22 protein-coding genes are annotated in these 23,643 nt (G+C 38.9%); 2 read left to right on the forward strand and 20 right to left on the reverse strand.

Going from position 1 to position 23,643, the window contains the following annotated elements; genetic code table 11:
* Positions 1–24: 24 nt before the first annotated feature.
* From BAU16_RS13500 to BAU16_RS00490, 11 genes are all read right to left on the reverse strand, one after another.
* A complete protein-coding gene (locus BAU16_RS13500) occupies positions 25–192 on the reverse strand; it encodes a hypothetical protein (RefSeq protein WP_202621220.1) in 168 nt (55 codons plus the stop codon).
* Entirely contained in the window at positions 185–859 is a 675-nt protein-coding gene (locus BAU16_RS00445; protein WP_161526170.1) for a zeta toxin family protein, read from the reverse strand. The genes BAU16_RS13500 and BAU16_RS00445 overlap by 8 nt, the downstream gene beginning before the upstream one ends.
* An 85-nt stretch (positions 860–944) precedes the next feature.
* Positions 945–2,291: an FtsK/SpoIIIE domain-containing protein gene (locus BAU16_RS00450; protein WP_161526171.1), complete on the reverse strand. Its 1,347-nt coding sequence runs from the start codon at positions 2,289–2,291 to the stop codon at positions 945–947.
* A 66-nt stretch (positions 2,292–2,357) separates the two neighbouring features.
* Positions 2,358–2,702 (reverse strand): type II toxin-antitoxin system RelB/DinJ family antitoxin, encoded by a 345-nt coding sequence (locus BAU16_RS00455; RefSeq protein WP_161526292.1) that lies wholly within the window; start codon positions 2,700–2,702, stop codon positions 2,358–2,360.
* Between the two features lie 9 nt (positions 2,703–2,711).
* On the reverse strand, positions 2,712–3,086 hold the full coding sequence (locus tag BAU16_RS00460) for a YdcP family protein (protein WP_161526172.1): 375 nt from the start codon (positions 3,084–3,086) through the stop codon (positions 2,712–2,714).
* Between the two features lie 11 nt (positions 3,087–3,097).
* Complete coding sequence (locus BAU16_RS00465; protein WP_010754277.1) at positions 3,098–3,412, reverse strand: YdcP family protein; 315 nt, start codon at positions 3,410–3,412, stop codon at positions 3,098–3,100.
* 112 nt (positions 3,413–3,524) lie between these two features.
* Positions 3,525–6,752: a fibrinogen-binding MSCRAMM adhesin Fss3 gene (gene fss3, locus BAU16_RS00470; protein WP_161526173.1), complete on the reverse strand. Its 3,228-nt coding sequence runs from the start codon at positions 6,750–6,752 to the stop codon at positions 3,525–3,527.
* A 92-nt stretch (positions 6,753–6,844) separates the two neighbouring features.
* Positions 6,845–7,771: a helix-turn-helix domain-containing protein gene (locus BAU16_RS00475; protein WP_161526174.1), complete on the reverse strand. Its 927-nt coding sequence runs from the start codon at positions 7,769–7,771 to the stop codon at positions 6,845–6,847.
* 196 nt (positions 7,772–7,967) lie between these two features.
* Positions 7,968–9,803, reverse strand: a complete 1,836-nt coding sequence (lepA, locus tag BAU16_RS00480) for a translation elongation factor 4 (protein WP_161526175.1) — start codon at positions 9,801–9,803, stop codon at positions 7,968–7,970.
* A gap of 134 nt (positions 9,804–9,937) precedes the next feature.
* Positions 9,938–10,084, reverse strand: coding sequence for a hypothetical protein (locus tag BAU16_RS00485; protein ID WP_156171215.1), 147 nt, complete (start codon positions 10,082–10,084; stop codon positions 9,938–9,940).
* A 112-nt stretch (positions 10,085–10,196) separates the two neighbouring features.
* Positions 10,197–11,384, reverse strand: a complete 1,188-nt coding sequence (locus BAU16_RS00490) for an MFS transporter (protein WP_137605218.1) — start codon at positions 11,382–11,384, stop codon at positions 10,197–10,199.
* 389 nt (positions 11,385–11,773) lie between these two features.
* Between BAU16_RS00490 and BAU16_RS00495 the strand changes: the two genes are divergently transcribed.
* Together BAU16_RS00495 and BAU16_RS00500 are read left to right on the forward strand one after the other, a co-directional pair.
* Positions 11,774–12,262: a nucleoside 2-deoxyribosyltransferase gene (locus tag BAU16_RS00495; RefSeq protein ID WP_137605076.1), complete on the forward strand. Its 489-nt coding sequence runs from the start codon at positions 11,774–11,776 to the stop codon at positions 12,260–12,262.
* Positions 12,259–12,951 (forward strand): hypothetical protein, encoded by a 693-nt coding sequence (locus BAU16_RS00500; protein ID WP_048605132.1) that lies wholly within the window; start codon positions 12,259–12,261, stop codon positions 12,949–12,951. The genes BAU16_RS00495 and BAU16_RS00500 overlap by 4 nt, the downstream gene beginning before the upstream one ends.
* 24 nt (positions 12,952–12,975) lie before the next feature.
* Here BAU16_RS00500 and BAU16_RS00505 read toward each other — a convergent pair whose 3' ends face one another.
* From BAU16_RS00505 to pepT, 9 genes are all read right to left on the reverse strand, one after another.
* A complete protein-coding gene (locus BAU16_RS00505; RefSeq protein ID WP_048605345.1) occupies positions 12,976–13,632 on the reverse strand; it encodes an aspartate/glutamate racemase family protein in 657 nt (218 codons plus the stop codon).
* A 113-nt stretch (positions 13,633–13,745) separates the two neighbouring features.
* On the reverse strand, positions 13,746–14,213 hold the full coding sequence (locus tag BAU16_RS00510; protein ID WP_048605131.1) for a GyrI-like domain-containing protein: 468 nt from the start codon (positions 14,211–14,213) through the stop codon (positions 13,746–13,748).
* 12 nt (positions 14,214–14,225) lie between these two features.
* A complete protein-coding gene (locus BAU16_RS00515; RefSeq protein ID WP_137605915.1) occupies positions 14,226–15,551 on the reverse strand; it encodes a dihydrolipoyl dehydrogenase family protein in 1,326 nt (441 codons plus the stop codon).
* On the reverse strand, positions 15,538–16,509 hold the full coding sequence (locus BAU16_RS00520) for an ABC transporter ATP-binding protein (protein WP_137605914.1): 972 nt from the start codon (positions 16,507–16,509) through the stop codon (positions 15,538–15,540). The genes BAU16_RS00515 and BAU16_RS00520 overlap by 14 nt, the downstream gene beginning before the upstream one ends.
* Positions 16,506–18,047, reverse strand: coding sequence for an ABC transporter permease/substrate-binding protein (locus BAU16_RS00525; protein WP_161526176.1), 1,542 nt, complete (start codon positions 18,045–18,047; stop codon positions 16,506–16,508). The genes BAU16_RS00520 and BAU16_RS00525 overlap by 4 nt, the downstream gene beginning before the upstream one ends.
* A 144-nt stretch (positions 18,048–18,191) precedes the next feature.
* A complete protein-coding gene (gene clpB / locus BAU16_RS00530) occupies positions 18,192–20,792 on the reverse strand; it encodes an ATP-dependent chaperone ClpB (RefSeq protein ID WP_137605912.1) in 2,601 nt (866 codons plus the stop codon).
* A gap of 129 nt (positions 20,793–20,921) precedes the next feature.
* Positions 20,922–21,968 carry a lysylphosphatidylglycerol synthase transmembrane domain-containing protein gene (locus tag BAU16_RS00535; RefSeq protein ID WP_371851522.1) on the reverse strand — a complete coding sequence of 349 codons (1,047 nt, stop codon included), beginning with the start codon at positions 21,966–21,968 and terminating at the stop codon, positions 20,922–20,924.
* Between the two features lie 6 nt (positions 21,969–21,974).
* Positions 21,975–22,247: a DUF1294 domain-containing protein gene (locus BAU16_RS00540; RefSeq protein ID WP_048605125.1), complete on the reverse strand. Its 273-nt coding sequence runs from the start codon at positions 22,245–22,247 to the stop codon at positions 21,975–21,977.
* A gap of 157 nt (positions 22,248–22,404) precedes the next feature.
* Positions 22,405–23,634, reverse strand: coding sequence for a peptidase T (pepT, locus tag BAU16_RS00545; protein ID WP_137605910.1), 1,230 nt, complete (start codon positions 23,632–23,634; stop codon positions 22,405–22,407).
* Positions 23,635–23,643 lie beyond the last annotated feature (9 nt).

Raw genomic sequence — 23,643 nt, forward strand, 5'->3', positions numbered from 1 at the left:
TCTACAACTATTCTCATTTCGAGTTTATTTTTCTTCATCCAAACCAATCAATTCACGTTGTTTTCGGTTGGATTCATCTGCCACAAATTTGAAGACTGTCTTTAACTCTTTGGCAGAAGCATTCTTCTGTAGGGTGGAAAAGTTACGGTTATACTTTGCCATAATTTCTTCAACTTTTTCTTTCTCAGTCATGTAGCTCTTCCTCCAATCTTTCTTTTGTATAACTGATTGGCAATGTCAACTCAACATTATCAATATCCATCAGAAAATCAGAAATTGTATTTTGAAAATCCTTCACCATGATATTGATTGTCACTTGATCTTGAAATTGATCTTTCACACGTATCAAATTTTTTCCTGATTGGAAAAAAGCATTTATAAAACGCTCTTTAGGAACAAAACGTCCTTCAACTTCTTCTCGCTTTTTAGTAAAGTCCCAAGCAATAAATGGATCTTGATAAACATAATAGACAAGCACATTGTAATTCTTTTTGAGTGCCCGTTCAATATTTTGGTTTACCTTAGAGGTCGCAAAAGTACCATCAAGAATAAAACTATAGCCCTTTTTAAGAACTAAATCGAGCGAGGCATCTACCAAAAGTGATGATCCTCGTTGAAATTCATCTGAATTATTCCCAACATAACCTGGAAATAATACTCGAAACTTATCAGCATCAATCACACAAAGATTACTATTCAACGCCGTCAAAGTCTGTGCAGCCTCAGTCTTGCCAGCCCCAGGACTTCCAGCCATAAAAATGGCAGTCTTTTCTTCCTCTTTTTCTTTCCCATCAGTAATAGAAGAAATCAATACCTTCTTGTTCTCCTCGGCATATTGTAAAGAATAATCCTCTGTCATTTCTATTGCACCTCCTGACACCTTCAAAGCTAGTTTATCATACTTACAACATGATAAACTAGAATGATAATTTTTCCTTTATCTATCATTTATCTTTTGATTGTACTATTTGCTTGATGGCACTCAAAAAACCATACCCTTTTGGAACTAATGGCGTATAAAACTCACCAATCACACTTCCTCCTGTGTCCACATACCCTCGACCCTTGATTCGTTTCATAAAGAAGTTTTTATCGACCTCGCCAAACATCATGGAATACCCCAGCTCACTCATGCGGCCCAAAGCCACACGGAAATTAAATTGATCGCGAATCCCATCGCCCAAATATTTCGCATCCGGTCTTTGACAAGCTAGAATCAAAAAGAAACCAGACTGACGACCTAACATGACGATTTGTTTGAGCTTGTTCAAGATTACCGCACTTTCCTTCGTCGTTAACATCTCCATATACGCCACGTATTCGTCAAAAATCAAAAAGTTTGGCGGAAGACCAAGATAGGCATAATTCTCTCCTGTTTTGTAGTCTGGCATTTCTTTCATGGACTTACTACGAGCCATCATGCGTTCATAGAAATCTTCTACACAAGCAGTAATCTCTTCCTTTTGGGAATAGACATTGGGCATCACCGTACTTAAATCTGCCAGATCCGCATTTTTGGGATCAAGGACAAACAGTTCTGCCTCAGATTTTAGTAGTGCCTGAATAATCGTGAGCAGGAAATACGTTTTCCCGCCACCAGTGCCGCCAGCGATTAACATATGCGGCAAGGAATCATAGGCCCACACTTGATTTTTCATCAATCGCAAAGCACCGTTTTCTGCCACCACCTCTTCAATCCCAATCCGATTGGCAATCATATCGTAAAGCAGTGTATATTCTACATAAGAATCTTTGAGTTCTTTTTCCACCAGCTCACAGTACAGCCCGCTTTCCAATTTTTTTTCCAACTTCAGGAGCTGATCTTGATATTTTCCCAGTGAAATTTGGACGCGAATCGAAAGCAAACCGTCCTTCATACGATAATAAATTTTTGGGAAATAACTGATACTCTCTTTGGTTCGACTACTATTAATATCTTTGAAAAATCCCTCGCTTTGGGTCTGCTTCACTTCATACCAATGGTTTTCTAGAATCATCCGAGCTAGCTTTTGTCGATGCCACAGACTTCGCCAATGATCGTGGAAAAAGTGAATGTAAAGCAAGAACATGCTTCCTGAAAGTGCTAGACTTCCAAGTAAACGGACTAAATCTTTCATAGACCAAGCAATTTCAATTGTAGAAAGGGATAGACTAGAAAAATCTAGCCGCCTAAGCTTTTGAAAATAAAAGATGACCATCCAACCGATGAATAAGGTAATTAACCACCCCAAAACAAAGTGATAAACCAAGTGCTGATCTCCTGCTCGTATGCGATGTCCTTTGTATTGCACGTCTCTCTTCACCTCCAATCGAAAAAAGCCCAATGTAATTTATCGGGCTAATTTCAATGATCATCCCTAATCTTTTGCTACAATAGGAAGTTGCTTGGTTTCTACTAGTTGCTTTAAAAAGCTTTCAATGGCATCCGTCATCTCCACACCGATTTCTTCTAAGACTGATTCTGCCTGCCGACATAGATTTTCATTTACTTCGACAACCATAAAGAAGGAATCTTCTTCCCCTAACCAGTCCAGTACATCAAAGTCTTCTTTGCTATCAGGATCTACCTCCAGTAAACCTTGATGCATAATCAAAAACATTTTTTCATCATAGGTCAAAGCTTTCGTGAGTTGTTCTTCGGTCAGTTCTCCTTTGCCGTATTGATCTAGACAATCTAAAATATGTTCAACATCAATTTCCATAGTTCTCACCTATTTCTTCCCTTCCTTTTGATTGGTCGAATCCCCTTGATTTTGTGGGCGTTTCAGTACCAAATCATCCGCTTTGATGAACCAATTGACGGTGGTTCCTTCTCGGAAAACATAATTGGCGACGGTATCCACAATCGGATTCACCAATTCGACTTCTGCATCATAGGCAAACTCTCGCAAGGGCACATTGGCCGGAATACTTACTTGAATCATTCGACCTTGAGCCGAGGATTTCAAATTATAAGTCCGCTCTTTCACCTCGTTACTAACCGTTCCATCCTCATTTTGTTTCCGTACTTCCCGGCGCAATGCGGAAAACCGCAATTTCCCAAACGTTAATCCGGAATCTACGACAATACCTTCTGTTAATCTCATCTTTTTTCCTCCTATGCTTTCACTAAATCATCGACATACAACACGTAATCGGTAAAACCACGGTTCTCGATTTCATAGCCCTTGGCAACCAAGTGGGGATTAACGGCTTTTAGCGGTTGATCTTGGTCAAAATCCTTTTCACCGGCTTCCGCAGCTACTACCACTTCGATGTCATCTGCTCGTTGTTTACTGGAAAACAAGTGATAACTTCGACCAATTACGGTGGTATTCCGACCGTATCCTTCTGTTAGTACTTCTCCTTCGCCACCATAAGTTAGTTTTCCAAACGTTTCAGCCATATCTGGTACGACAAATTTCAATTCCATATTCTTTTCCTCTTTTCATTCTAGTTTTGGATACAAAAATAACACGACCACTTTTGTTAGGAGGCGGTCGTGCAAGTTGGTTCTTAGGATTTACTTGTTTCATTCCATCACCTTAGTTTCTGCGATTCCAGAAATAATAGCCAGCCGTCGCAAAGATTAAGGTAAAGCCAACGAACAAGAGTACATTGGAATTTTTCTCCCCGGTTTGAGGGAAAGTCTTCACTGTGGGACTAGATTCTTGAGAGTCACTTGGAACAGTCGGTGTTTCCGGTTGTTCTGGTGTGCTAGGTGTTGTCGGAACTTCTTTTGGTGTTAAGGTTTGAGATTTTTCTTTCAAATCTTCATTGTGTTTGCCATTGATGTTTCCATCTTTATCGTAATTGATTTCCGCAAAAGTAAACTTAGTTCCTTCTGGATAGTTGCTGGTATCGACTTTTTCTGCAAGCACGGTTTTGGTGAATTCTTTGTCATTCACTTCGTAATCAATCTTGCCAGATTTCCAAATTTCTTTGTTCATACCATCTGGAAGCAACGCATACAAAATGGTTTCAAAGGCTTCTTTTGAACCATCCAGTACATCATGGATAATAGACACGTCATCAAACATATCCACCACATCACCATGAGTGAAAGTCTGAGAACCATCTTCTAGGTGGGCTTTTGTTTGAATGGAAACATGCCGGTCAATCTTACTCTTAACCGTTTGCGCTTGATTATTCAAACTAGCATCTTTTGCGACTGGTTCATCGCCAGCTTCAAAAGCTTCCTTACTTTCATAAACATAATTGAATAAGACAATCGTTTTATCCAAGACTTGTTCAGTCGTTAATTTATGCAGAATTTCCCAAGTTCCTGTTTTCTCTTTGTTCCCCAAGGTAGTCGTTGTTTCGGTAATCACCACTGGTTTGGCTTTTTCATCTTTTTCTTGGGCAGCTTTTGTGGCTTCTACATCAATGGCTTGCGCTACCACATACCAGTCTTCTTTGATTTCATGTAGATTATAGCTCAATTTATCAACTAGCTCGGTAGAATCAAGGGTCGTCAATTCTTTTTCTCCGTCTTTCCAAGTCGCAAGGGAAGTTAGGCTATCTTCTTCCTCAGGCAAATCATAGAGCATCAAACGGTTCAAACTAACGGAGAATTCTTTGTTCGTCAGTTTCTCGTAAGAAACGGTCACCGTTTTAATTGGTTGTTTTTGGCCTTGTTCGGTAATGGTAAAGACATACTCACTCTTGGTGTAATCCTCTTTATTTTCTTTAAAAGTGGAACGGATTTCTAAAGGCGTAATTTTTTGAAAACCTTCTGGGGCTTCTACTTCTTCAAGTAAATAATCCCCATAAGGAAGATTTTCAAATTTGCCATAGCCATCAAAACCTAGTTGCTCGTTATAAGCTGTAGTCGCTTCATCTTCGGCACCGGTAATTTCATTGGTCCCTTCCAATGGCGACACTTTAAAGGCCAGATCATTGAAGCCAATTTCGGCAGTGCCCACAGCTGATCCAGCAAATTTAAAGAAATCAAAGCCAAAGCGAATGACTTGTTCTTTTGCCGTAAGCTCTCGAGTAATTACGGCATTTTTTTCGTTATCATCCATCTTTTTGATGGATACAGGATACTTCGTTTCATCCAAAGTATATCCTTCAGGTGCTTTGGTTTCTTGCCAGTAATACTCATTGATGGCTAAGTGTTTAATACCAACTTGATTCTTTTCATCTAAAGTCAAAGTCACGGTTTCATCAGAAGCTTTCTTTCCTTCCACTAGTTCTGGTTTAAAAGCCTCACTCCATTTAACAGCTTTTTTATCCTTAGCAGTAAACAAAGTGTATTCAGCCCCCTCGAAGACTGCCTTACCTTGTGTTTTAGCTCCAGTATCTTTGTCTTCTTTCGTCAAAGTGGTTTCCCCAGTAATTTCTTGATTTTGCCCTTTTACATTATTGGTAACGAGGGCCACAGTTTGATTGGCGTACTTCAATTCGACTTTTACGGGTTTGAAGGTATTCACGAAACCATTAGAGGCTTTGGTTTCGGTCACGTAGTAAGTTCCCAATTCCAACGCATTGGCAATCTCTGTTGGTGTTTCCGCATGACCTTTTTCATCCGTGGTCATTTCTTGGACGATTTCACCAGTTGGGCTATCCTTGCGAATGGCAAACGTATTGCCAGATAAAGAATAATTGTCGTTCCAAAGATCATTTCCTGTTTCAACTCCGGTTTTAACCAGAATGATTTGACCTTTTTCTCGAGTATTTTTTGAAGTCACAGAAATGGTTTCACCTGCTTTAATCGTAGCCGTCATAGGTGTGGTATCAATCGTATAAGGCGCCGGCACTGATTTTTCAGTAATGGTTACTTTTGTGCCGTGAGGAATCCCATCTAATGTCGCAATCCCTTCTTTGTCAGTAGTTACATCTTTTGCGGGTAACACTTTTCCAAAATCTAAATGGAAAACCGTTCCTGGTACAACATCGCTTGATTCTTTATCAACCTTTTTGATCTTCAAAGAACCTTCCATTTCTACATCAATTTTGATTGTGTAGGTATTCGGTTTGTCAATTGCCCCGGCCATCAGGGTTTGTTGACCAGCCATCTCATAGGCGACCGGTGTTCCCGTACCAGCAGATTTCTTAAGCGTCAACACACCACTTTCTTTTGAATTGGTATTAGGTGTGATGACTAATTGATTCCCATTCACACGATAATCAATATTTGCGGTATTTTCGACAACTTCATCATACTCCGATAAATTCAAGCCATTTGTATCAGTCACAGTAGTCGATTGACCTAACACTGTTTTCACTGTGGAATTATGAAAACTAGGTTTCTTCTGATAATCGGCAATGGCCTGATTGATTTTCGCCTCAATAGCCCCGATATTTACTGCACTACCATCGGAACGTTTGATGGAGTGTAGCGTGTAGCCATTGACTTCTTGCCAGATCATTTTCTGAGCCACGATATGAGTATCCACATCCGTACCGGCTTCTTTCCATAAAACAGAAACTAGCTTTGCTTTTTCTGACATATCCGGTAATGGATTTTTCTCATAACCTGGTGTGAATTCATTGTAAATCGGCACCCCTGGTTCAATACAGAAAATATCTTGCTTCACGCCATTGTACACAGCATAGTGCGGAACGGTGAATTCTGACATGGGACGACCATCACTAAAGGTGCCTTCAACTGCATATTGATGCGCTAAATCCAGTTCAACCGTTACCGTTTGTGGATGGGTGATTTCCTCGGCAAAAGCAATCATCGGACTAATTGATCCCCCGAGTGTTTGACCTAATAAAGCTAACGTCGCAAACAAGCGCCAATTCTTAAATCTTGGCTTTTTCATAAAATAAATCTCCTTTCGTTTTTTGGTAATAAAAAAGAGACATCCATTTCTGAATGCCTCAAGTGTTTAAAAACTATTCATTTCAATAACCATCAAATGCCATAAATCAAAAACTCCAAAGAAACTTTTCCGATATAGGCATATTGAATGATGCGATCCGTATTCGGAATATCTTTTCCATTCTCATATCTATCCATCGACCATTTTGTAATAGGCGGTGAAAAAAACTTTCCAAAGTCTTCTCTTTCCAATCGATAATCCCTTCGAATTTTTCGAAGTCTTAAGCCCATTCGGAAAGGGTCTAATTTTTCAAACTTACTAACCTTATTTCCATTTTTTAACATCTTGCTGAAGGTATCTCCATATAAAAGATAAGGAACAGTTACTTTACCCAAATAAGCAACATTCATCAGTCTTTCGATATCGGGAATATTTATCCCTTTTTCCCATCTCGTCACAACATTCTTTCCTGCAGGTCGAGTAAAATTCTTACCAAATTTTTCTAGGCTCTCACCTCGATTTTTACGAATTTCTTGAATTCGTCCCCCCATTGCTATTTTATCGACAATAGGTAATTTAAACGAACCATCATCTTGTTTGATATCCATCAAAATTTCTTTTCCATCATTAGTTAACAGCTGAGTAATCTTTTGAACTGCATTTTTGGATAATGGACGACTTTTATTCAAAAACTTATTAAGAAGAGAAATCTCAATATCTAGTTGTTTAGACAATTCCTCTCGAGAAAAATTATTGATGCATTGATATTTTTTTAAATCTATCAGGATTTGCCAATTTTTTTCGTCCAAATGTTTGATAAAAGAATCCACACCAAGAACTTCACTTAAAACTTTGTCACTCTTTTTAGATATGCTACGTAAACCATTTTCATATTTAACAATTGTAGCTTGAGAAATATTTGATAATTTTGCTAATTCTTCTTGGGTTAACATTTTTGAAAGTCTAACTTTTTTTAAAAGATTTCCCATTTGAATTAACTCATCATTATTTGATTGCATGAAAAAAGCACCTCCTTATGAGATGCTTTCATCATACGCTGACAAGTAAAAATCCTCAAGGAAAATATTCCTTTTTTGTCCTTTTTTGTTAAGTCGTGACAACCATATGACAGTTTAAACTTTTTTAAACAGGTAAATCACGCTTTTTACGCCACTCGAAAAGGTTGATTTATTAGGTTTTTCATCTAGAAACAAGCTATTTCGTTTCATTTTGGTCGTCCATTTTCAAAACTGCCATGAAGGCTTCTTGTGGTACTTCTACGGAACCGATTTGTTTCATTCGCTTCTTGCCTTCTTTTTGTTTTTCAAGCAATTTGCGTTTTCGGGATACATCTCCGCCGTAACATTTTGCCAACACATTTTTTCGTAAGGCTTTGATATCGGAACGAGCAACGATTTTCTGTCCGATAGCAGCCTGAATCGGTACTTCAAATTGTTGGCGAGGAATCAGTTTCTTTAGTTTTTCAACAATCGCTTTTCCCCGTTCAAATGCAAAATCACGATGGACGATAAAGCTCAAGGCATCCACTTTTTCGGCATTCAACAAGATATCCATCTTCACAAGCTTGCTTGGGCGATAGCCTGACATTTCGTAATCCAATGAAGCATAGCCTTTTGTACTGGATTTTAATTTATCAAAGAAATCAAAAACGATTTCTGACAAAGGAATTTCATAGACAACGTTTACCCGATAGTCATCCAAGTAATCCATCGTTACAAAATCACCACGTTTTCGTTGCGCAAGCTCCATCACTGCACCAACAAAATCATTTGGAACCATAATTTGCGCTTTTACGTAAGGTTCTTCCACATTTTGAATTGTCACTGGATCTGGAAAATCAGCCGGATTATCCACGATTTCTTGAGTACCGTCTGTTTTATTCACATGATAAATTACTGATGGTGCTGTTGTGATCAATTCAAGATTGAATTCTCGTTCAAGACGTTCTTGTACAACGTCCATGTGCAGCAACCCTAAAAATCCGCAGCGGAAACCAAAACCAAGTGCTTGAGATGTCTCCGGTTCAAACTGCAACGCAGCATCATTTAATTGTAATTTTTCCAAGGCTTCTCTCAAATCGTTGTAACGGGAAGTATCAATTGGATACAACCCACAAAAAACCATTGGATTCATTTTTCGATAGCCATGCAATGCTTTTTCTGCTGGATTGTTTGCTAAGGTCACGGTATCCCCAACCCGCGTATCTTGAACCGTTTTGATTGCGGCGGTGATATACCCAACGTCTCCAACCATTAAATAGTCCCGTTGAACTGCCTTTGGTGAAAAAACGCCAACTTCGGTCACATCAAACGTTTTTCCGTTACTCATCATTTGAATTTTATCGCCAGGACGCACGACCCCATCCATAACTCGCACATTCAGGACAACCCCTCGATAAGAATCATAAATAGAATCAAAAATCAGTGCTTTTAACGGTGCATCTAAATCACCGCTTGGTGCAGGAACGTATTCGACGATTTGTTCCAAAATTTCTTCAATACCGATTCCCGCTTTGGCACTGGCAAGAACAGCTTCGCTGGCATCAATTCCGATGACATCTTCAATTTCTTTGCGTACTCGTTCAGGATCAGCGGCCGGCAAATCAATTTTATTGATAACTGGTAAAATTTCCAAATCATTATCCAATGCTAAATAAACATTTGCCAATGTTTGAGCTTCGATTCCCTGCGCTGCATCCACCACTAAAATCGCACCTTCACAGGCAGCTAAACTACGAGAAACTTCGTAGGTAAAATCCACATGCCCCGGGGTATCAATTAAATGAAAAATATATGCTTCGCCATCTTTAGCGGTATAGTTCAACTCCACGGCATTTAACTTGATTGTAATGCCCCGCTCCCGTTCAAGATCCATTGAATCAAGTAACTGGTTTTGCATTTCACGAGTCGTGACAGTATTTGTTTTCTCCAAAATTCGATCTGCTAATGTAGATTTCCCGTGGTCAATATGGGCGATGATGGAAAAATTACGGATCTTTTCACGTCTTTTCTTCATTTCTTCTATATTCATGTGTTTCCTCATTTCTTTTAATCAACTTCTTTATTATACCAACGCAAATAGGATAAGTCATCCTTTATCCGTGATTCAGAAAAGAAATTGTTCTGAGGAAAGTTTTTAAAATAGTTCTTATTCGTGAAAAAAAGCTATTTTTTCTTTCTCACTAAAAAAACAATCCCAACAATGAGCAAAAAAACGATTAAGCCATAGAACCATTTGGGTGTGGGAACTAAAATACCGGTCTTTCCATCCGAATGACCAATGATTACACCTAAAAGCTTCATTCGAATCATGATTGAAAATTCCTCCTGTCTTTTGAAATAAACGTCCGAATTATTGCTCTTATTGTAACAATAAATCAATAAAAATAGAACCCGAGACAATTCTCAGATTCTATTTACTCTCTTATTCGTCAAATAGCTGATATTTTTTTCTTGCCATCACTGCGACAAGTAATAATAAAATCCCTGATAATAGGAAGATTGTCTGTGCACCAAAAAGATCGGAAATAGAACCCGCGATAAGTGATGCCACAGCAAAAGTTCCTGTATAGAGAACATTCATTGCGGCATAAACGGCAACAAGTTTTTCATTTGGAATATGTTGCTGTAACACAGTGGACTGAGGAATATTCTTGATTTGAGAAAAGACACCCACCAAAACAGAGCAAAAAAGAACAAACACCGGATGCCAACCGGGGGCAACTAAAAATGTTACCAGCGCACCACCTAAGGAACCTAGCCAGATCAACGTTGCTTTTTTCGTAGTTCTTCCCGTTAAACGCATCACAACAAGGCTTCCCAATAAAGCACCTGCAAAAAAAGTTGCATTAATATAGCCCCACCAATTTTCTGTTACGTGAAGAACGTCTTTTACAAAGGATAAAATTACCGCCGACACCCATGCCGTATTTGCAACTCCTTCAAGAATATCCATCGAAACCACTGTGCGAAGAAGCGGCTGCTGTCGAATTTCTTGCCATCCAACTGAAAAATTCTTCCACTCACTTTCTTTGGATTCTATTTTGTTTTCAACTTGAGGAAGCCACCAAAACAATGATGTCGCTATCAGAAAGATTCCCATATCCAACCAGACTAAATTTGAAACCGAAAAAAGAATCAATAAAGAGGAACCACCCGCCCAACTACCAATGCTAACAATTTGCAGCAACGTGCTGAAAATACTATTGGCTCGCATCAGATTTTCCTTTGCTACATAATGGGGCAGCAATGCTGTTGCGACTGGATCCGCACATCCATCTAAAAAAGCAATACAGCTGATGAAACCAAACAAAACAAGTAATTGAACAGAGGAAGAAAGTTGCAGATAAATAGCCAAGCCAAACAAAAACACTGTTTTGCAAAGTTGAAGACTCTTCAAAAGCTGAGTCAAAGAGACACGTACGATAATCAACGGTGTCAATAAACCTGATAAAACCATACTTCCAGTAATGATAACAGGCACGATTGCTGCGGCAAACACCGAGTGAGTCATCGCAAACACTGAACTTATCATGGCAATCGTATACAGCGTATCACCAATATTAGCTATCGTTTGTCCTGCAAGTAATTTAATAAAAGAATGCTTATTCAATTTTTTCACCTTCACTTAGAAGAAACGAAATTTTCGTTCTTCAATTTTTTTCGTTTATTTCCAAGTGAAGAATTCTACCGTCTATTCATGGCTATGCTCCTTAAAAATACGTTCATTCTATACTAGCTTGATTATCCCTTTCCTTCTATTACAATGCAAGAAGATTTTTTATTTTGAGACAATTTTCATGTGAAATTGAAATCAGAACCATAAAAATATTATGTAAATTAAATTACTTATACACTTTTCCACTCCTCTCACCATCAAATTCGAGCAAAATACAGTTGCCTTTGGTATACTGAGAATTGAAAATCGATTTGCTTTTATCAGATGTCTTTTTTTCAAAGAACTCTGATAAAAAGTAAAAACTAGTAGTTGGAGTGATAGGAATGAAAATCTATTTTGCAGCACCTATGTTTGCGAAAAGTGACTTACTTTATAATGCGGAGTTGGTAAAAAAGTTGCGAAGAAACCATCCGCAACTGGAAATTTATTTGCCTCAGGAAAATGCGGCAATCAATGATAAAACTGCTTATGCTGACAGCAAGATGATTGCCTTAGCAGATACAGAAAAAGTTGTAGAAAGTCAGTTGATGATTGCTTTATTAGACGGTTTATCCATTGATGCCGGCGTTGCTTCAGAAATTGGTGTTGCCTATGCCAATCGTATTCCGATATTAGGTCTTTACACGGATTCCCGGCAGCAAGGAGCAACCAATGCCAAAAAAATTGATGCCTTACAACAAGTTGCTGAAAATCAATTTCATTACACGAATTTGTATACAGTCGGTTTAATAAAATTAAACGGTGCAGTGTTTGCCTCTGAAGAAAACCTGTTCCAAGGTGTCGCCCGCTTTGTGGAAGGAGATAACTCATGACAGTAACCTATCGCAAGATTCAATTGGGCATGACAGTTTTAGGAATCGGTATTTTGATTTTCAATATTTGGGAGCTGGTTACTGGGCGATTTCCACAAAATCAAGCCATCGTCTTTGTGGTTGAATGTCTTGCCGGCATCCTGCTTATTTATTTACCGGAAATCATCTACAAACTGATTCGTATTCGAATGCCAGAAGCGACTGTTTATTTTTACTGGTTCTTTCTTTTGATTTCTGTTTTTCTTGGAACCTGTCTTCACATGATTCTGATTGTTAATTTTTGGGATAAAATCCTCCACACCGTTAGTCCAATGGTATTGACGGCAGTTGGTTATGGTTTGATCGGAATTTTCTTACGAGATGCTGATGTAAAAAGAATCTCACCTTGGTTATTTCTATTATTCGGCTTTGCCTTTGCCGGATTGTGTGGTGTGATTTGGGAATTTTGGGAATTTGCCTGTGACCAATTTGGCGGAATGAATCTGCAACGGTATCAAACAGTTGCAGGACAGGCGTTTATTGGTCGAGCAGCGTTAATGGATACCATGGGGGATCTCTTTACCAATACGTTGGGAGCATTGATTATGTCGGTTTTTGCCGCAATCCAAAGTAGAGGCCAAGCAGAATATTTTCTTTCCTATCGTTTGCAAAAGGCACCGGAAAAAGAACGAAAAGCTCGAAAATTATAAAAAAAGTGAGTCCAGTAAATGGGCTCACCTTTTTTTTGCAATTTCCTGCAATTTTTCTCTTAGAAAATCATCGGGATTAATACAGGTAATCGGGGTTCGTGATTGATAGTCCTCAAGAAAATAAGGAAAATGAGTACATCCAATCAAGATTGCTTCAATTTTATTTTTTGGAAAATAATCGGTTGTCTCCAATAATCCAAAGCTTTCTACAATTTGTTTGCTGGGGATTTTTGCCTCTACTGCTTTGACCCAAGAAAGATTGGTTACACTAAAAACTTCAATCTGTGGATTGCTTTGCACCAATTCTTTTTCAATTCCCGCAGCTCCTTGTGCATTTGCTGCCAAAACGCCCAGTTTCTTATACTTCCCTGCTAATTGCCGGTAGACTTGAAAAGGTGTGATGATTGGCAACGAATAGTCAACGGCTAATTGATCAAAATCAATGGAGCCGCTAAGGGAATTACAGTACACAAAAAGTGCAGTAACGTCTTGTTCCAACAGCTCGTCAATTTTTTTACGAATCTGTCTTTCTCTTTTTTCATAAGGTTGTGTTTGAAAAAAAGTTTGTTCGCTAGGATTTTTCGAAATAGGCGTTTGAATTACATCAACCTTTAAATCTGCGATTAAAGCGGCGCCCATTCGAGTATCAACGGGGGTCCCCCCCATAATGGCAAGTTTCATAAATTGTCTCACTACTTTCTTTTTTTTATTATACGACTTTTTTCTTCGTTGTCGAGCAACAAAAAAGCCAGCCGCAAAATCCTGCAACTGACTACTTCGTTATTAGGTGTGGTCTAGCGATATGGTATTTCCAACATCGTCATTTGTTCTTCTGCGTTCGCCGAAGCATCCGTCAAATAATATTCATAACTTTGATGCATAAATTCCCGTCCGCCCTTTTTTATTTCGTCAATCATCAAAGAATAAACCAGTGCCAAATCATCGTCACTTCCAGTAAATGTTCCTTGGATCGCTTTATAGCCCGCCATTTGGTAACAAATGATTTCAATCGTGTCATTGATTTCGTGATCAATAGGAATACCAATCTCGATCATCACCTTCGCAGCAGCAATATTTCCATTTTCATCAAGTTTTTTAAAAGAAACAAACGGCAGACCGGCAATTTGCGCTTTTTCTCGTTCAATATGATCGGCTAATTTCATGAAACTTTCACCAATCCAATCAAATACCTCTGCATTCGTCATTTCTTTCGTAATTGAAACAACTAATTGCGGATTTTTCCGAATCTTGATTAATTCCATATTGCTCTCCTCCTATACTAAATATGACAAGTCACTGGCAACAGATGGATAGCCGATAATAAAACTACTGATTTCTTCTGCGGTTATTTTTTTATCAATCGCAAGTGCGAGTAAATTGATCAACTCATCGGCGTGAGTACTCAACGTACTGGCTCCTACAAGCTGATTTTTTTCGAAAATCAGTTTTGCTTTAGCAATTGGTTCATTGATTCGATGATAGGTGAACCATTCTGTCAAATTTTTTTCTACAATCGTAAATTGTTGGCCATTTTCCAAAGCTTCTTTTGTAGGAATGCCTACCTGAGCCAATTTTGGACTACCGAATACGATTGTTGGAATTGCCGGGTAACTGATTCCTTTCTCGATTTTTTCCATTGTTTTCACAACATAGTTGGCTTCAAAGGTAGACACTGGTGTCAATTTGGGTATTTTTTTAGCTAAAACATCCCCACAAGCGAAAATATTTTGGGTTGTCGTTTGTAGAAATTCATTTACGATAATTCCATGCTGATCATACTGAACACCAGCATTTTCCAATTGCAACGTCTCGACATTTGGAATTCTACCGGTAGCACAAATGACAAGGTCACTTTCAAGCTGAAACTTATTTCCTTTAAGCAGATACGTTTCTGATTCTGTTTTTTCGATTTCATCTAAAGAAATATCATAATTGAGAGAGAGTCCTTGGGTTTTTAGTTGATTCATTAACTCAGCAACCAATTCTTCATCAAATGCTTTTAATGGTCGATCATTATGATGGATGATAGACACTTCTGCCCCGGCAGCACTAGCGATCGTTGCCAGCTCAATTGCCACGTAGCCAGCGCCAACAAAAGCAATTCTTTTTGGTAACTGATCCAAATCAAGAAAATCGGTACTGGTTTTAAAATATTCTTTTCCTTTGATTGCCAATAACGTTGGACGTTGCCCACTAGCGATCAAAAATTGTTTGGCCTCAATAATTTCTTCCCTTACCTGCAGATGATTTTCATCCAAAAAACGCGCAGTTCCTTTAAGCGTTTCAATCCCGGATTTTTCTAATGACTTTTGGCGGGATTTAGGAACAGGCTGGGTGAAAGTCCGTTTAAACGCCATCAACTCCTGCCAATTAATTGTCGGTGTTTCTGAAAATCCTTTTCCTTGCAGGTGTTGGATGCTCTTTTGCGCTTCAACTGCTGCAAGCAGAACTTTTTTTGGATCACATCCGCGGTTTGGACAGGTTCCACCCCATAAATCTTCTTCAACAATAATGACGGAATGTCCACTTTCCTTTAAGCCAAAAGCAGCACTCAATCCAGCAACCCCAGAACCAATAACAACAACATCAGCTTTCTTCATCTGCCTCCTCCTTTCGACTCAAAAATGCAAATACATCTTGTCCTGATAATTGTCCAACTACTTCCTGTCCTCTTTTAATACTCACGCTTGAGGCAGTCGCTAAAACACGATAAACTTCCTGTAGAGTGGTATCTTCAGTGATTATTGGTTGCTCTTTTTTCATAACAGTCGTTTGATAAAAACCAGCCTGCATCATTTGTCGAACCGTCACAAGCGCCGCTTCATCCTCACCAGTTTCCTCAAAAAAGGTTTCAATAAATTTCGTTTTGGGTTCTGCAATAATTTTTTCTGGCGTGTCGCATTGAATCAACCGTCCGTTGCGCATGACTGCAATTCGATCCCCCAATTTGATGGCTTCTTTCATATTATGGGTAACAAACACAATCGTGGTGCCCAAATCTTCATGCAACTGCAAAACCAGCTCTTGGAGGGAGGAACGAGAAATCGGATCAAGCGCACTAAAGGGTTCATCCATCAAAATTACTTCTGGATTGGCAGCAATCGCCCGCAAAATTCCGATTCGCTGCTGCTCCCCGCCGGAAAGTTCTCGAGGCATTCGGTTGCGATACTGTTCAGGATTCAAATTAACTAATTTTAATAATCGATCCACATCCATTTTACGTTTTTCTTTTTCCCAGCCAAGCATTTCTGGAATAACTTCTATGTTTTGTTTTACCGTCATCGTTGGAAATAATGCGATCTGTTGTAAAACGTATCCCATCTGCCACCGCATTTTTTGCAGGTTGTAATCCTTGATCCGTTTTCCTTTAAAATACACATCCCCCTCCGTAGGTTCGGTCAACGCATTAATCATTTTCAACGTTGTGGTCTTCCCACTTCCTGAAGGCCCCACCAAAACGAAAATTTCTCCGGTTTGGATACTGAGGTTCAACTGATCGATTACGATCTTTTCACCGTAGTGTTTTTCCACATTTCTAAATGCAATTATCTCGGTCATTTTTCTGCCTCCTTCAACAAACCCTGTTCAAGCAAAAAGTCGCGGGCAACTTTTTCAGGTTGTTTCTTCTCCACATTGACTTGATAGTTGAGGGAGATCATTTGTTCTTCGGTAATTTTTCCAGCTAGACGATTTAATGCTTTGACGACTTCAGGGTGCTTCTCTGCAAATTCTTTTTGCATCAACGGTGCACCTTGATAAGGTGGGAAAAGATGTTGATCGTCCTTTAGCGTAACCAGTTTATATTGTTGGATTTCGCTATCTGTCGAGTAGGCATCAATTAGATTAATGTCTCCATTATTGATGGCTTGATAACGCAAAGCCGGCTCCATACTTTGAACGCTTGGGAAATCCAATTGATAGTTCTCCTGAATTCCTTTGTACCCGTCTGAACGGTCAATAAATTCCAACGTAAAACCAGCTTTGATTTGATTTTGTATTTTGATCAAATCTGAAATGCTCTCAATTTGATGTTCCTTGGCAAACGCTTCTTTCATCGCCAATGCATAAGTATTTTGATAAGCCATAGGTTCAAGAAACGTCATCTGATACTGGTCTGTCAGCAATGTTTTGGCTTTCTCATAGGTTTCCTCCGAAGAAAAGGCTTTTCCTTGATCTCCTTCAGGAACTTTGACTAGACTTTCTAAGACCGTACCGGTAAATTCCGGATAAATATCGATTTGGTTGTGCTCTAAAGCACTAAATAAAAAACTCGTTTTACCAAAATTTGGTTTTAATTCGACTTGAATTTCAGGATTTTCTTCTTCAATCAATTCTTTATACATATTAATCAAAATATCCGGCTCTGAGCCTAATTTTCCAGCGATTGTGACCGTGGTTCCTTGAAAAGCTCCTGTTTGGTAAATAGAAACACCACCAATCAAAAAAATCAATCCAGCTAAAGTCAGTAACGTATAGCGAGGTTTTAAATTTTGCAGCAAACGAATCAAACTGCTAAACAAAATTGCCAATAATGCAGAGCTGATAGCTCCGATCAATGTGAGCATCGGTGTATTCCGATCGATACCTAATAAAATAAAGGTTCCTAGTCCACCAGCACCAATCAGCGCTGCTAAAGTGGCGGTACCAATAATCAAAACCAATGCTGTCCGAATTCCGGAAATAATTACCGGCAGCGCGATGGGAAGCTCCACTTTGATTAAGCGGCGCATCCGAGACATACCAAATGCCACCGCCGCCTCTTCAATGGAAGGATCAATTTCTGATAAACCAATATACGTATTTTGAAAAATCGGCAACAACGCATAAATCACCAATGCAATCAATGCTGGCGCAGTGCCGATACCGACAAAAGGAATCAATAGTCCCAACAGTGCCAATGAAGGAATTGTTTGTAAAACGCTGGTGATTTGCAGCATAACCTCTGCCGCTTTTTTATAATTTGCCAACCAAATCGCCAAAGGAACTGCGATAATAATTGCGATCAAAAGTGCAATAATCGAAATAGAAAGATGTTGGAAAGTTGCTGAAAGCAATTCGTCTTTCCGATCAAGAAGCATATCTATAAAAGTTTTCATTTCATTTCCTTTCTTTACCCCATTTATTTCAGTATAAAGTAAAGAAGTTTTTCCGCCAAACCATTCGCTTGTCGAGAGATTCAGAATTTTTATTTGGACAAAAAAAGACAAGAATCAATTATCTGATCCTTGCCATTTTTTTGGTTATTCCTGTTCGCTATTTTGAAAAACCAATTGATCATTTAACAAACTAATCGTAACTTTCGACTTTGGTAATACTCGTCCAGAAACGATTTCTTTTGCTAACGGTGTTTCTAACTCTCTCGTGATAAAGCGTTTCAATGGGCGTGCGCCATAGGCCGGTTCATAAGAATTTTCTGCGATCCAGCTTTTTGATTCATCGGTAATCTCCAATTGGATATCTTGATCCTCCAATCGGTGGGACAATTGGGCGATGATTTTTTCCACAATTCCTTTTACATCGTCCAAACTTAATGGTGTAAATAAAATTGTATCATCAATCCGGTTCAGAAATTCTGGCTTGAAGTGTCCTCGTAATAGGCCCATCACTGAATCAGCAACATTTTCAGGAATCTTTCCTTCTTCTGTTACGCCATCCAGCAATAATTGTGAACCAATATTACTGGTCATAATCAACACAGTATTTTTAAAATCAACCACACGACCTTTAGAATCCGTCAAACGGCCATCATCTAATACTTGTAGTAACAGATTGAAAACATCTGGATGGGCTTTTTCAATTTCATCCAGCAAGACGATCGTGTAAGGATTGCGACGAACCGCTTCTGTTAGCTGTCCTCCTTCTTCATAGCCGATATAGCCTGGAGGCGCACCAACTAGACGAGAGACAGCATGTTTTTCCATGTATTCACTCATATCGATTCGAACCATATGTTCTTCTGAGTCAAACAGATTTTCTGCCAATGCTTTGGCTAATTCCGTTTTCCCGACACCAGTTGGTCCTAAGAACAAGAAAGAACCAAGGGGACGATTAGGATCCTGCAGGCCTGCACGTGACCGGATGACTGCATCTGACACGGCATCCACTGCTTCATCTTGCCCAATGACCCGTTGATGGAGGGTATCGTTTAATTTTAATAGTTTTTCCCGTTCTCCTTCAACTAATTTCGTCACCGGAATACCTGTCAAACGGCCAACAACTGCCGCAATTTCATTTTCAGTCACAGATTCTTGAACCATTCGAACGCCTTCTGCTTTGCCTTTTTCTTCCAGCTCATGTAATTCCTTTTCTAATTGAGGAATCGTTCCATGTCGTAAAACAGCTGCCCGTTCCAAATCATAATTATTTTCTGCATCTTCCAACTCATGCTTTGCTTTATCAATTTCTTCTCGTTTATTAGAAATTGTGTTGACTTCTTCTTTTTCCGTTTCCCACTGCATTTTCATGGCATTTGCTTCTTCTCGAAGTTCTGCCAATTCTTGCCGTAAAATTGTTAAGCGTTTCTTAGAAGCATCATCAGATTCTTTTTTCAATGCAGCCTCTTCAATCTCCAACTGCATCAACCGACGTGTCACTTGATCTAATTCAGTAGGCATGGAGTTCATTTCCACGCGGATACTTGCACTAGCCTCATCCACTAAATCAATCGCCTTATCCGGTAAGAAACGATCTGTGATGTAACGATTAGACAAAGTTGCAGCTGCAACTAACGCGTTGTCGTGAATATTCACCCCATGATGGATTTCAAAGCGTTCTTTTAGTCCCCGTAAAATCGAAATCGTATCTTCAACAGTCGGTTCTTTCACGAGTACTTTTTGGAAACGTCGTTCAAGTGCTTTGTCCTTTTCCATGTATTGACGGTATTCATCCAATGTGGTCGCACCAATCGTATGCAATTCACCACGAGCCAGCATGGGTTTCAATAAATTACCGGCATCCATACTGCCTTCTGTTTTTCCAGCACCAACGATGTTATGAATTTCATCGATAAACAGAATAATATGTCCTTCTGATTTTTTGACTTCTTTTAAAACTGCTTTTAAACGTTCTTCAAACTCCCCGCGGAATTTCGCTCCAGCAATTAGGGCTCCCATATCCAGGGAAAAAATCGTTTTATCCTTTAAATTTTCCGGGACATCTTTTCTTACGATTCGTTGTGCCAATCCTTCCACAATTGCGGTTTTTCCGACACCTGGCTCACCAATCAACACTGGATTATTTTTGGTTTTTCTGGATAAAATTCGTATGACGTCCCGAATTTCTTCATCTCGACCGATAATCGGATCCATCTTGCCATTTTTTACTTGTTGAACTAAGTCAACCCCATATTTTTCCAAGGCTTTGTATTGTTCTTCCTGATTTTGTGAAGTCACTCGGTCTCCACCTCGCATTTCTTCAATATTTCTACGTAATTCTTTTTCATTGATTCCATGATTAAGTAAATATTTTGTCAAAGGATGATTTTTTAAGCGCATCAAAGACAACAATACAATCTCTGTAGACAAGTAATCATCTTGAAAAGTTTCCCGCAAACGATCTGCTTCCGAAAGCAGATTGAAAAGGTTCTGACTCATGCTTTGTCCGTACTGCACGTTGCCGCCTTCAATTGTTGCCGCCTGATCCAATAATTCATCGACCTTGATCTCAAAATCGTCAACATCTACTCCGGCATCCGTATAAAAATTACGACCAAAATGATTTGGCTGTAAGAAAATTTTCCATAAATGAGCAATATCAATGTCTTGATGGTGACGAGTAATGGCAATTTGTTGTGCTTCTGCAATCGCTTCTTGCAGTGTGCTTGTCATTTTTTCTATATTCATAAAATTTCCTCCCATCTTTTGTAAGAGCAACTTTCTCTCACAAAATAAATTATACACCTTTGGTCAAATATGGTCAAAACAATTGCTGTCTATGAACAAAAAAATTCCTTGGTTGAAAAACCAAAGAATTCACTCGCTTTCTGTACTATTCTCTTTTTTTATTTCTTTGATTTCCGTGCGGATCACTTTTCTTTTTTCTGCCAAAATATACACAAAACCAATCAAAAACGGCCAGATATAGGAGGCAAAGCGATAGAGTAGCATGGAAGAGACTGCATCAACCGTACCGACAAGCGGACGAAACAATAGCAGATAAACAAATTCGAAAGAACCAATACCTGCTGGTGAAGGAATGACTCCTGCTAAAATCACAGTAAAACTGATCAATGCAAAACTCAATAAAAAGTCTAATTCTGGATGACCGTTAACTAACACAACATAAGGAATCAAATACCATGCAATCAGCTTTATCAGATTCCATAAATAGATTCGCAACATTGCCGTCCGATCCTTCAACACCCGATACATCGTTTCCCGCAAAGAATAAATCTGAACATTGCATTTATCCACGATTCCTCGTAATTTTTCTGATTTGAACAATCGGTGACTGATTTGAACAAATAGAACTTGAAGTCGCACACTTACTGACAAAATAATCAGAAAAGCAATAATGACAAAGGTTAAAATCATGCCGGCAAGAATAAAGGGAATCATTTTGGGCGCATGAGCATAAAAAAGTGAAAATTGAATAATCAGCCCCGCAAGCGCATAGGTCAAAACAGCCGCTTTGTACATAATCATATGCAGTGCTGTGACTCCAATTCCTTGAGAAATATGAAGGTCTTTTTTTCGATAAAAATTAACCTCAGAAATCAAAGTTCCTGCGCCAAAGGTTATGAAACGATAAAAAGCAGAATAACTTGCGGTCCAAAGTCCATCTATCCCACGAAATCGCGGCTGAAAGACCGTCGCAATCTCTTTAATTGAATATCCTTCAAGCACTTGATACAGTGTTCCTAAAAAAAGTACGCCTAAAACAACGGCTAAACTGGTGTCTTTCAATTCGATAAAAATTTCAGTTAAAGAGCCCCGCAACAAATAATACATCACACCAAAGATGGCTACGAGTAAGGCAATATTGATAATCAGCTTAATTTTTGAATTTGACTTCATGATCTACTCCTACAAAACGTATATTGCCAACGCGACATCCACCAAAATCCCAATAATAAAGCAAATGGTGAATTTTCGCTTTAAGGTTTTGTGGTGAAAAATATGCTGCGCCAACAATCCGCCTAATCCGCCACCAACAACGCCCATAAATAACAAATTTGATTCCGGAATACGCCATTGTTGTTTTCTTGCTCGATGCTTATCGTAGCCCATTAGGAAAAAAACATAAAGATTGATCAAAATAAAATATAAGTAAAGTGGTGCCCGTAAAAATTCATTCATAGGTTCTTCGTTTCCTCCAATTCCTCATTACAGGATACCGTAAAATTTAAAGAGTTGCAAAGATTCTTTGAGTTAAAAAAGATGCTTTAAAAAAAAGAACCAAACGGCCCATTAAACTTTTTAGAAAGCCGGGCTCGTTTAGCTCTTTATTCATTCATTACTTTGCATTCAATTCAGCAATTTTCACGATGACATCTGTCGCTTTTTCCATCGATTGTAAACTGACAAATTCAAATCGTCCGTGCATATTTTCGCCACCAGCAAAAATATTTGGTGTTGGTGTACCCAATTGAGAAATTTTTGATCCATCGGTTCCACCACGAACAGGTTCAATGATTGGTTTAATTCCCAAATCAATCATGGCTTGTTTGGCGATTTCCACAATACTCATATCTTTTTCGATGATTTCCCGCATATTATAGTATTGATCATACATATGAATAGAAATTCGTTCTTGATCGAAAGCTTCATTCAGTTTCGTTTGAATTTCTAGTAATTTATTTTTCCGGGCTTCGAAGCTAGTACGATCGTGATCCCGAATAATATAGCTCATTTTTGCTTCTTCGGGTGTTCCTTCTAAAAACATCAGATGGTAAAAACCTTGGTATCCTTCGGTTTTTTCCGGTACCTCTTCTGCCGGCAGTAGATTTTGAAAATCAATAGCCAATTGCAGTGCATTGATCATCGTATTTTTTGCCGTTCCGGGATGAACATTTTTTCCTTGAATGGTGATTTCTGCTTGTGCAGCATTGAAGGTTTCAAATTGTAATTCACCAACTGGACCACCATCCATCGTATAGGCATAGTCTGCACCAAATTGCTCTACATCAAATTTATCTGCACCAACACCGATTTCTTCGTCTGGTCCAAAGGCAACTTTAATTGCCCCGTGCTTAATTTCAGGATTTTTAAGTAGAATTTCCATTGCGGTCATGATTTCTGCAATTCCAGATTTGTCATCAGAGCCCAATAAAGTCGTGCCGTCTGTCGTAATCAATGTTTCTCCACGATAGTTACGCAAATTAGGAAAATCTTGAACATTCAAAGTGAATTTTCCTTCTTCATCCAATTGGATCGTTGATTCGCCATCGTAATTTTCAATGATTTGCGGATTCACATTTTTCGCATTAAAATCTGCTGTATCCATATGAGAAATGAAACCGATCGTTGGAACTTTTTTCTCTGTGTTGCTTGGCAAGGTTGCAATGACATAGCCATTTGCTTCATTATAAACAACCTCTTGCAGACCTAGGTCTTCCAATTCTTTTTTCAACACTTGGGCAAAATCCACCTGTGTCTGTGTTGACGGTGTTTTACCGCTGGTTGCGTCAGAACGCGTTTCTGTTTTTACATACCGTAAAAAACGAGGTAATAAGTTTTCGTACATTTTTTCTCT

The sequence above is a fragment of the Enterococcus sp. JM9B genome, from assembly GCF_009933265.1.
Classification (GTDB): domain Bacteria; phylum Bacillota; class Bacilli; order Lactobacillales; family Enterococcaceae; genus Enterococcus_C; species Enterococcus_C songbeiensis.

Bases quoted from the DNA above. Each gene is read 5' to 3' on its own strand.
- BAU16_RS13500 (WP_202621220.1), bottom strand. From the start codon at position 192: ATGACTGAGAAAGAAAAAGTTGAAGAAATTATGGCAAAGTATAACCGT.
- BAU16_RS00445 (WP_161526170.1), bottom strand. From the start codon at position 859: ATGACAGAGGATTATTCTTTACAATATGCCGAGGAGAACAAGAAGGTA.
- BAU16_RS00455 (WP_161526292.1), bottom strand. From the start codon at position 2,702: ATGGAAATTGATGTTGAACATATTTTAGATTGTCTAGATCAATACGGC.
- BAU16_RS00460 (WP_161526172.1), bottom strand. From the start codon at position 3,086: ATGAGATTAACAGAAGGTATTGTCGTAGATTCCGGATTAACGTTTGGG.
- BAU16_RS00465 (WP_010754277.1), bottom strand. From the start codon at position 3,412: ATGGAATTGAAATTTGTCGTACCAGATATGGCTGAAACGTTTGGAAAA.
- fss3 (WP_161526173.1), bottom strand. From the start codon at position 6,752: ATGAAAAAGCCAAGATTTAAGAATTGGCGCTTGTTTGCGACGTTAGCT.
- BAU16_RS00475 (WP_161526174.1), bottom strand. From the start codon at position 7,771: ATGCAATCAAATAATGATGAGTTAATTCAAATGGGAAATCTTTTAAAA.
- lepA (WP_161526175.1), bottom strand. From the start codon at position 9,803: ATGAATATAGAAGAAATGAAGAAAAGACGTGAAAAGATCCGTAATTTT.
- BAU16_RS00485 (WP_156171215.1), bottom strand. From the start codon at position 10,084: ATGATTCGAATGAAGCTTTTAGGTGTAATCATTGGTCATTCGGATGGA.
- BAU16_RS00495 (WP_137605076.1), top strand. From the start codon at position 11,774: ATGAAAATCTATTTTGCAGCACCTATGTTTGCGAAAAGTGACTTACTT.
- BAU16_RS00500 (WP_048605132.1), top strand. From the start codon at position 12,259: ATGACAGTAACCTATCGCAAGATTCAATTGGGCATGACAGTTTTAGGA.
- BAU16_RS00505 (WP_048605345.1), bottom strand. From the start codon at position 13,632: ATGAAACTTGCCATTATGGGGGGGACCCCCGTTGATACTCGAATGGGC.
- BAU16_RS00510 (WP_048605131.1), bottom strand. From the start codon at position 14,213: ATGGAATTAATCAAGATTCGGAAAAATCCGCAATTAGTTGTTTCAATT.
- BAU16_RS00515 (WP_137605915.1), bottom strand. From the start codon at position 15,551: ATGAAGAAAGCTGATGTTGTTGTTATTGGTTCTGGGGTTGCTGGATTG.
- BAU16_RS00520 (WP_137605914.1), bottom strand. From the start codon at position 16,509: ATGACCGAGATAATTGCATTTAGAAATGTGGAAAAACACTACGGTGAA.
- BAU16_RS00525 (WP_161526176.1), bottom strand. From the start codon at position 18,047: ATGAAAACTTTTATAGATATGCTTCTTGATCGGAAAGACGAATTGCTT.
- clpB (WP_137605912.1), bottom strand. From the start codon at position 20,792: ATGAATATAGAAAAAATGACAAGCACACTGCAAGAAGCGATTGCAGAA.
- BAU16_RS00540 (WP_048605125.1), bottom strand. From the start codon at position 22,247: ATGAATGAATTTTTACGGGCACCACTTTACTTATATTTTATTTTGATC.
- pepT (WP_137605910.1), bottom strand. From the start codon at position 23,634: ATGTACGAAAACTTATTACCTCGTTTTTTACGGTATGTAAAAACAGAA.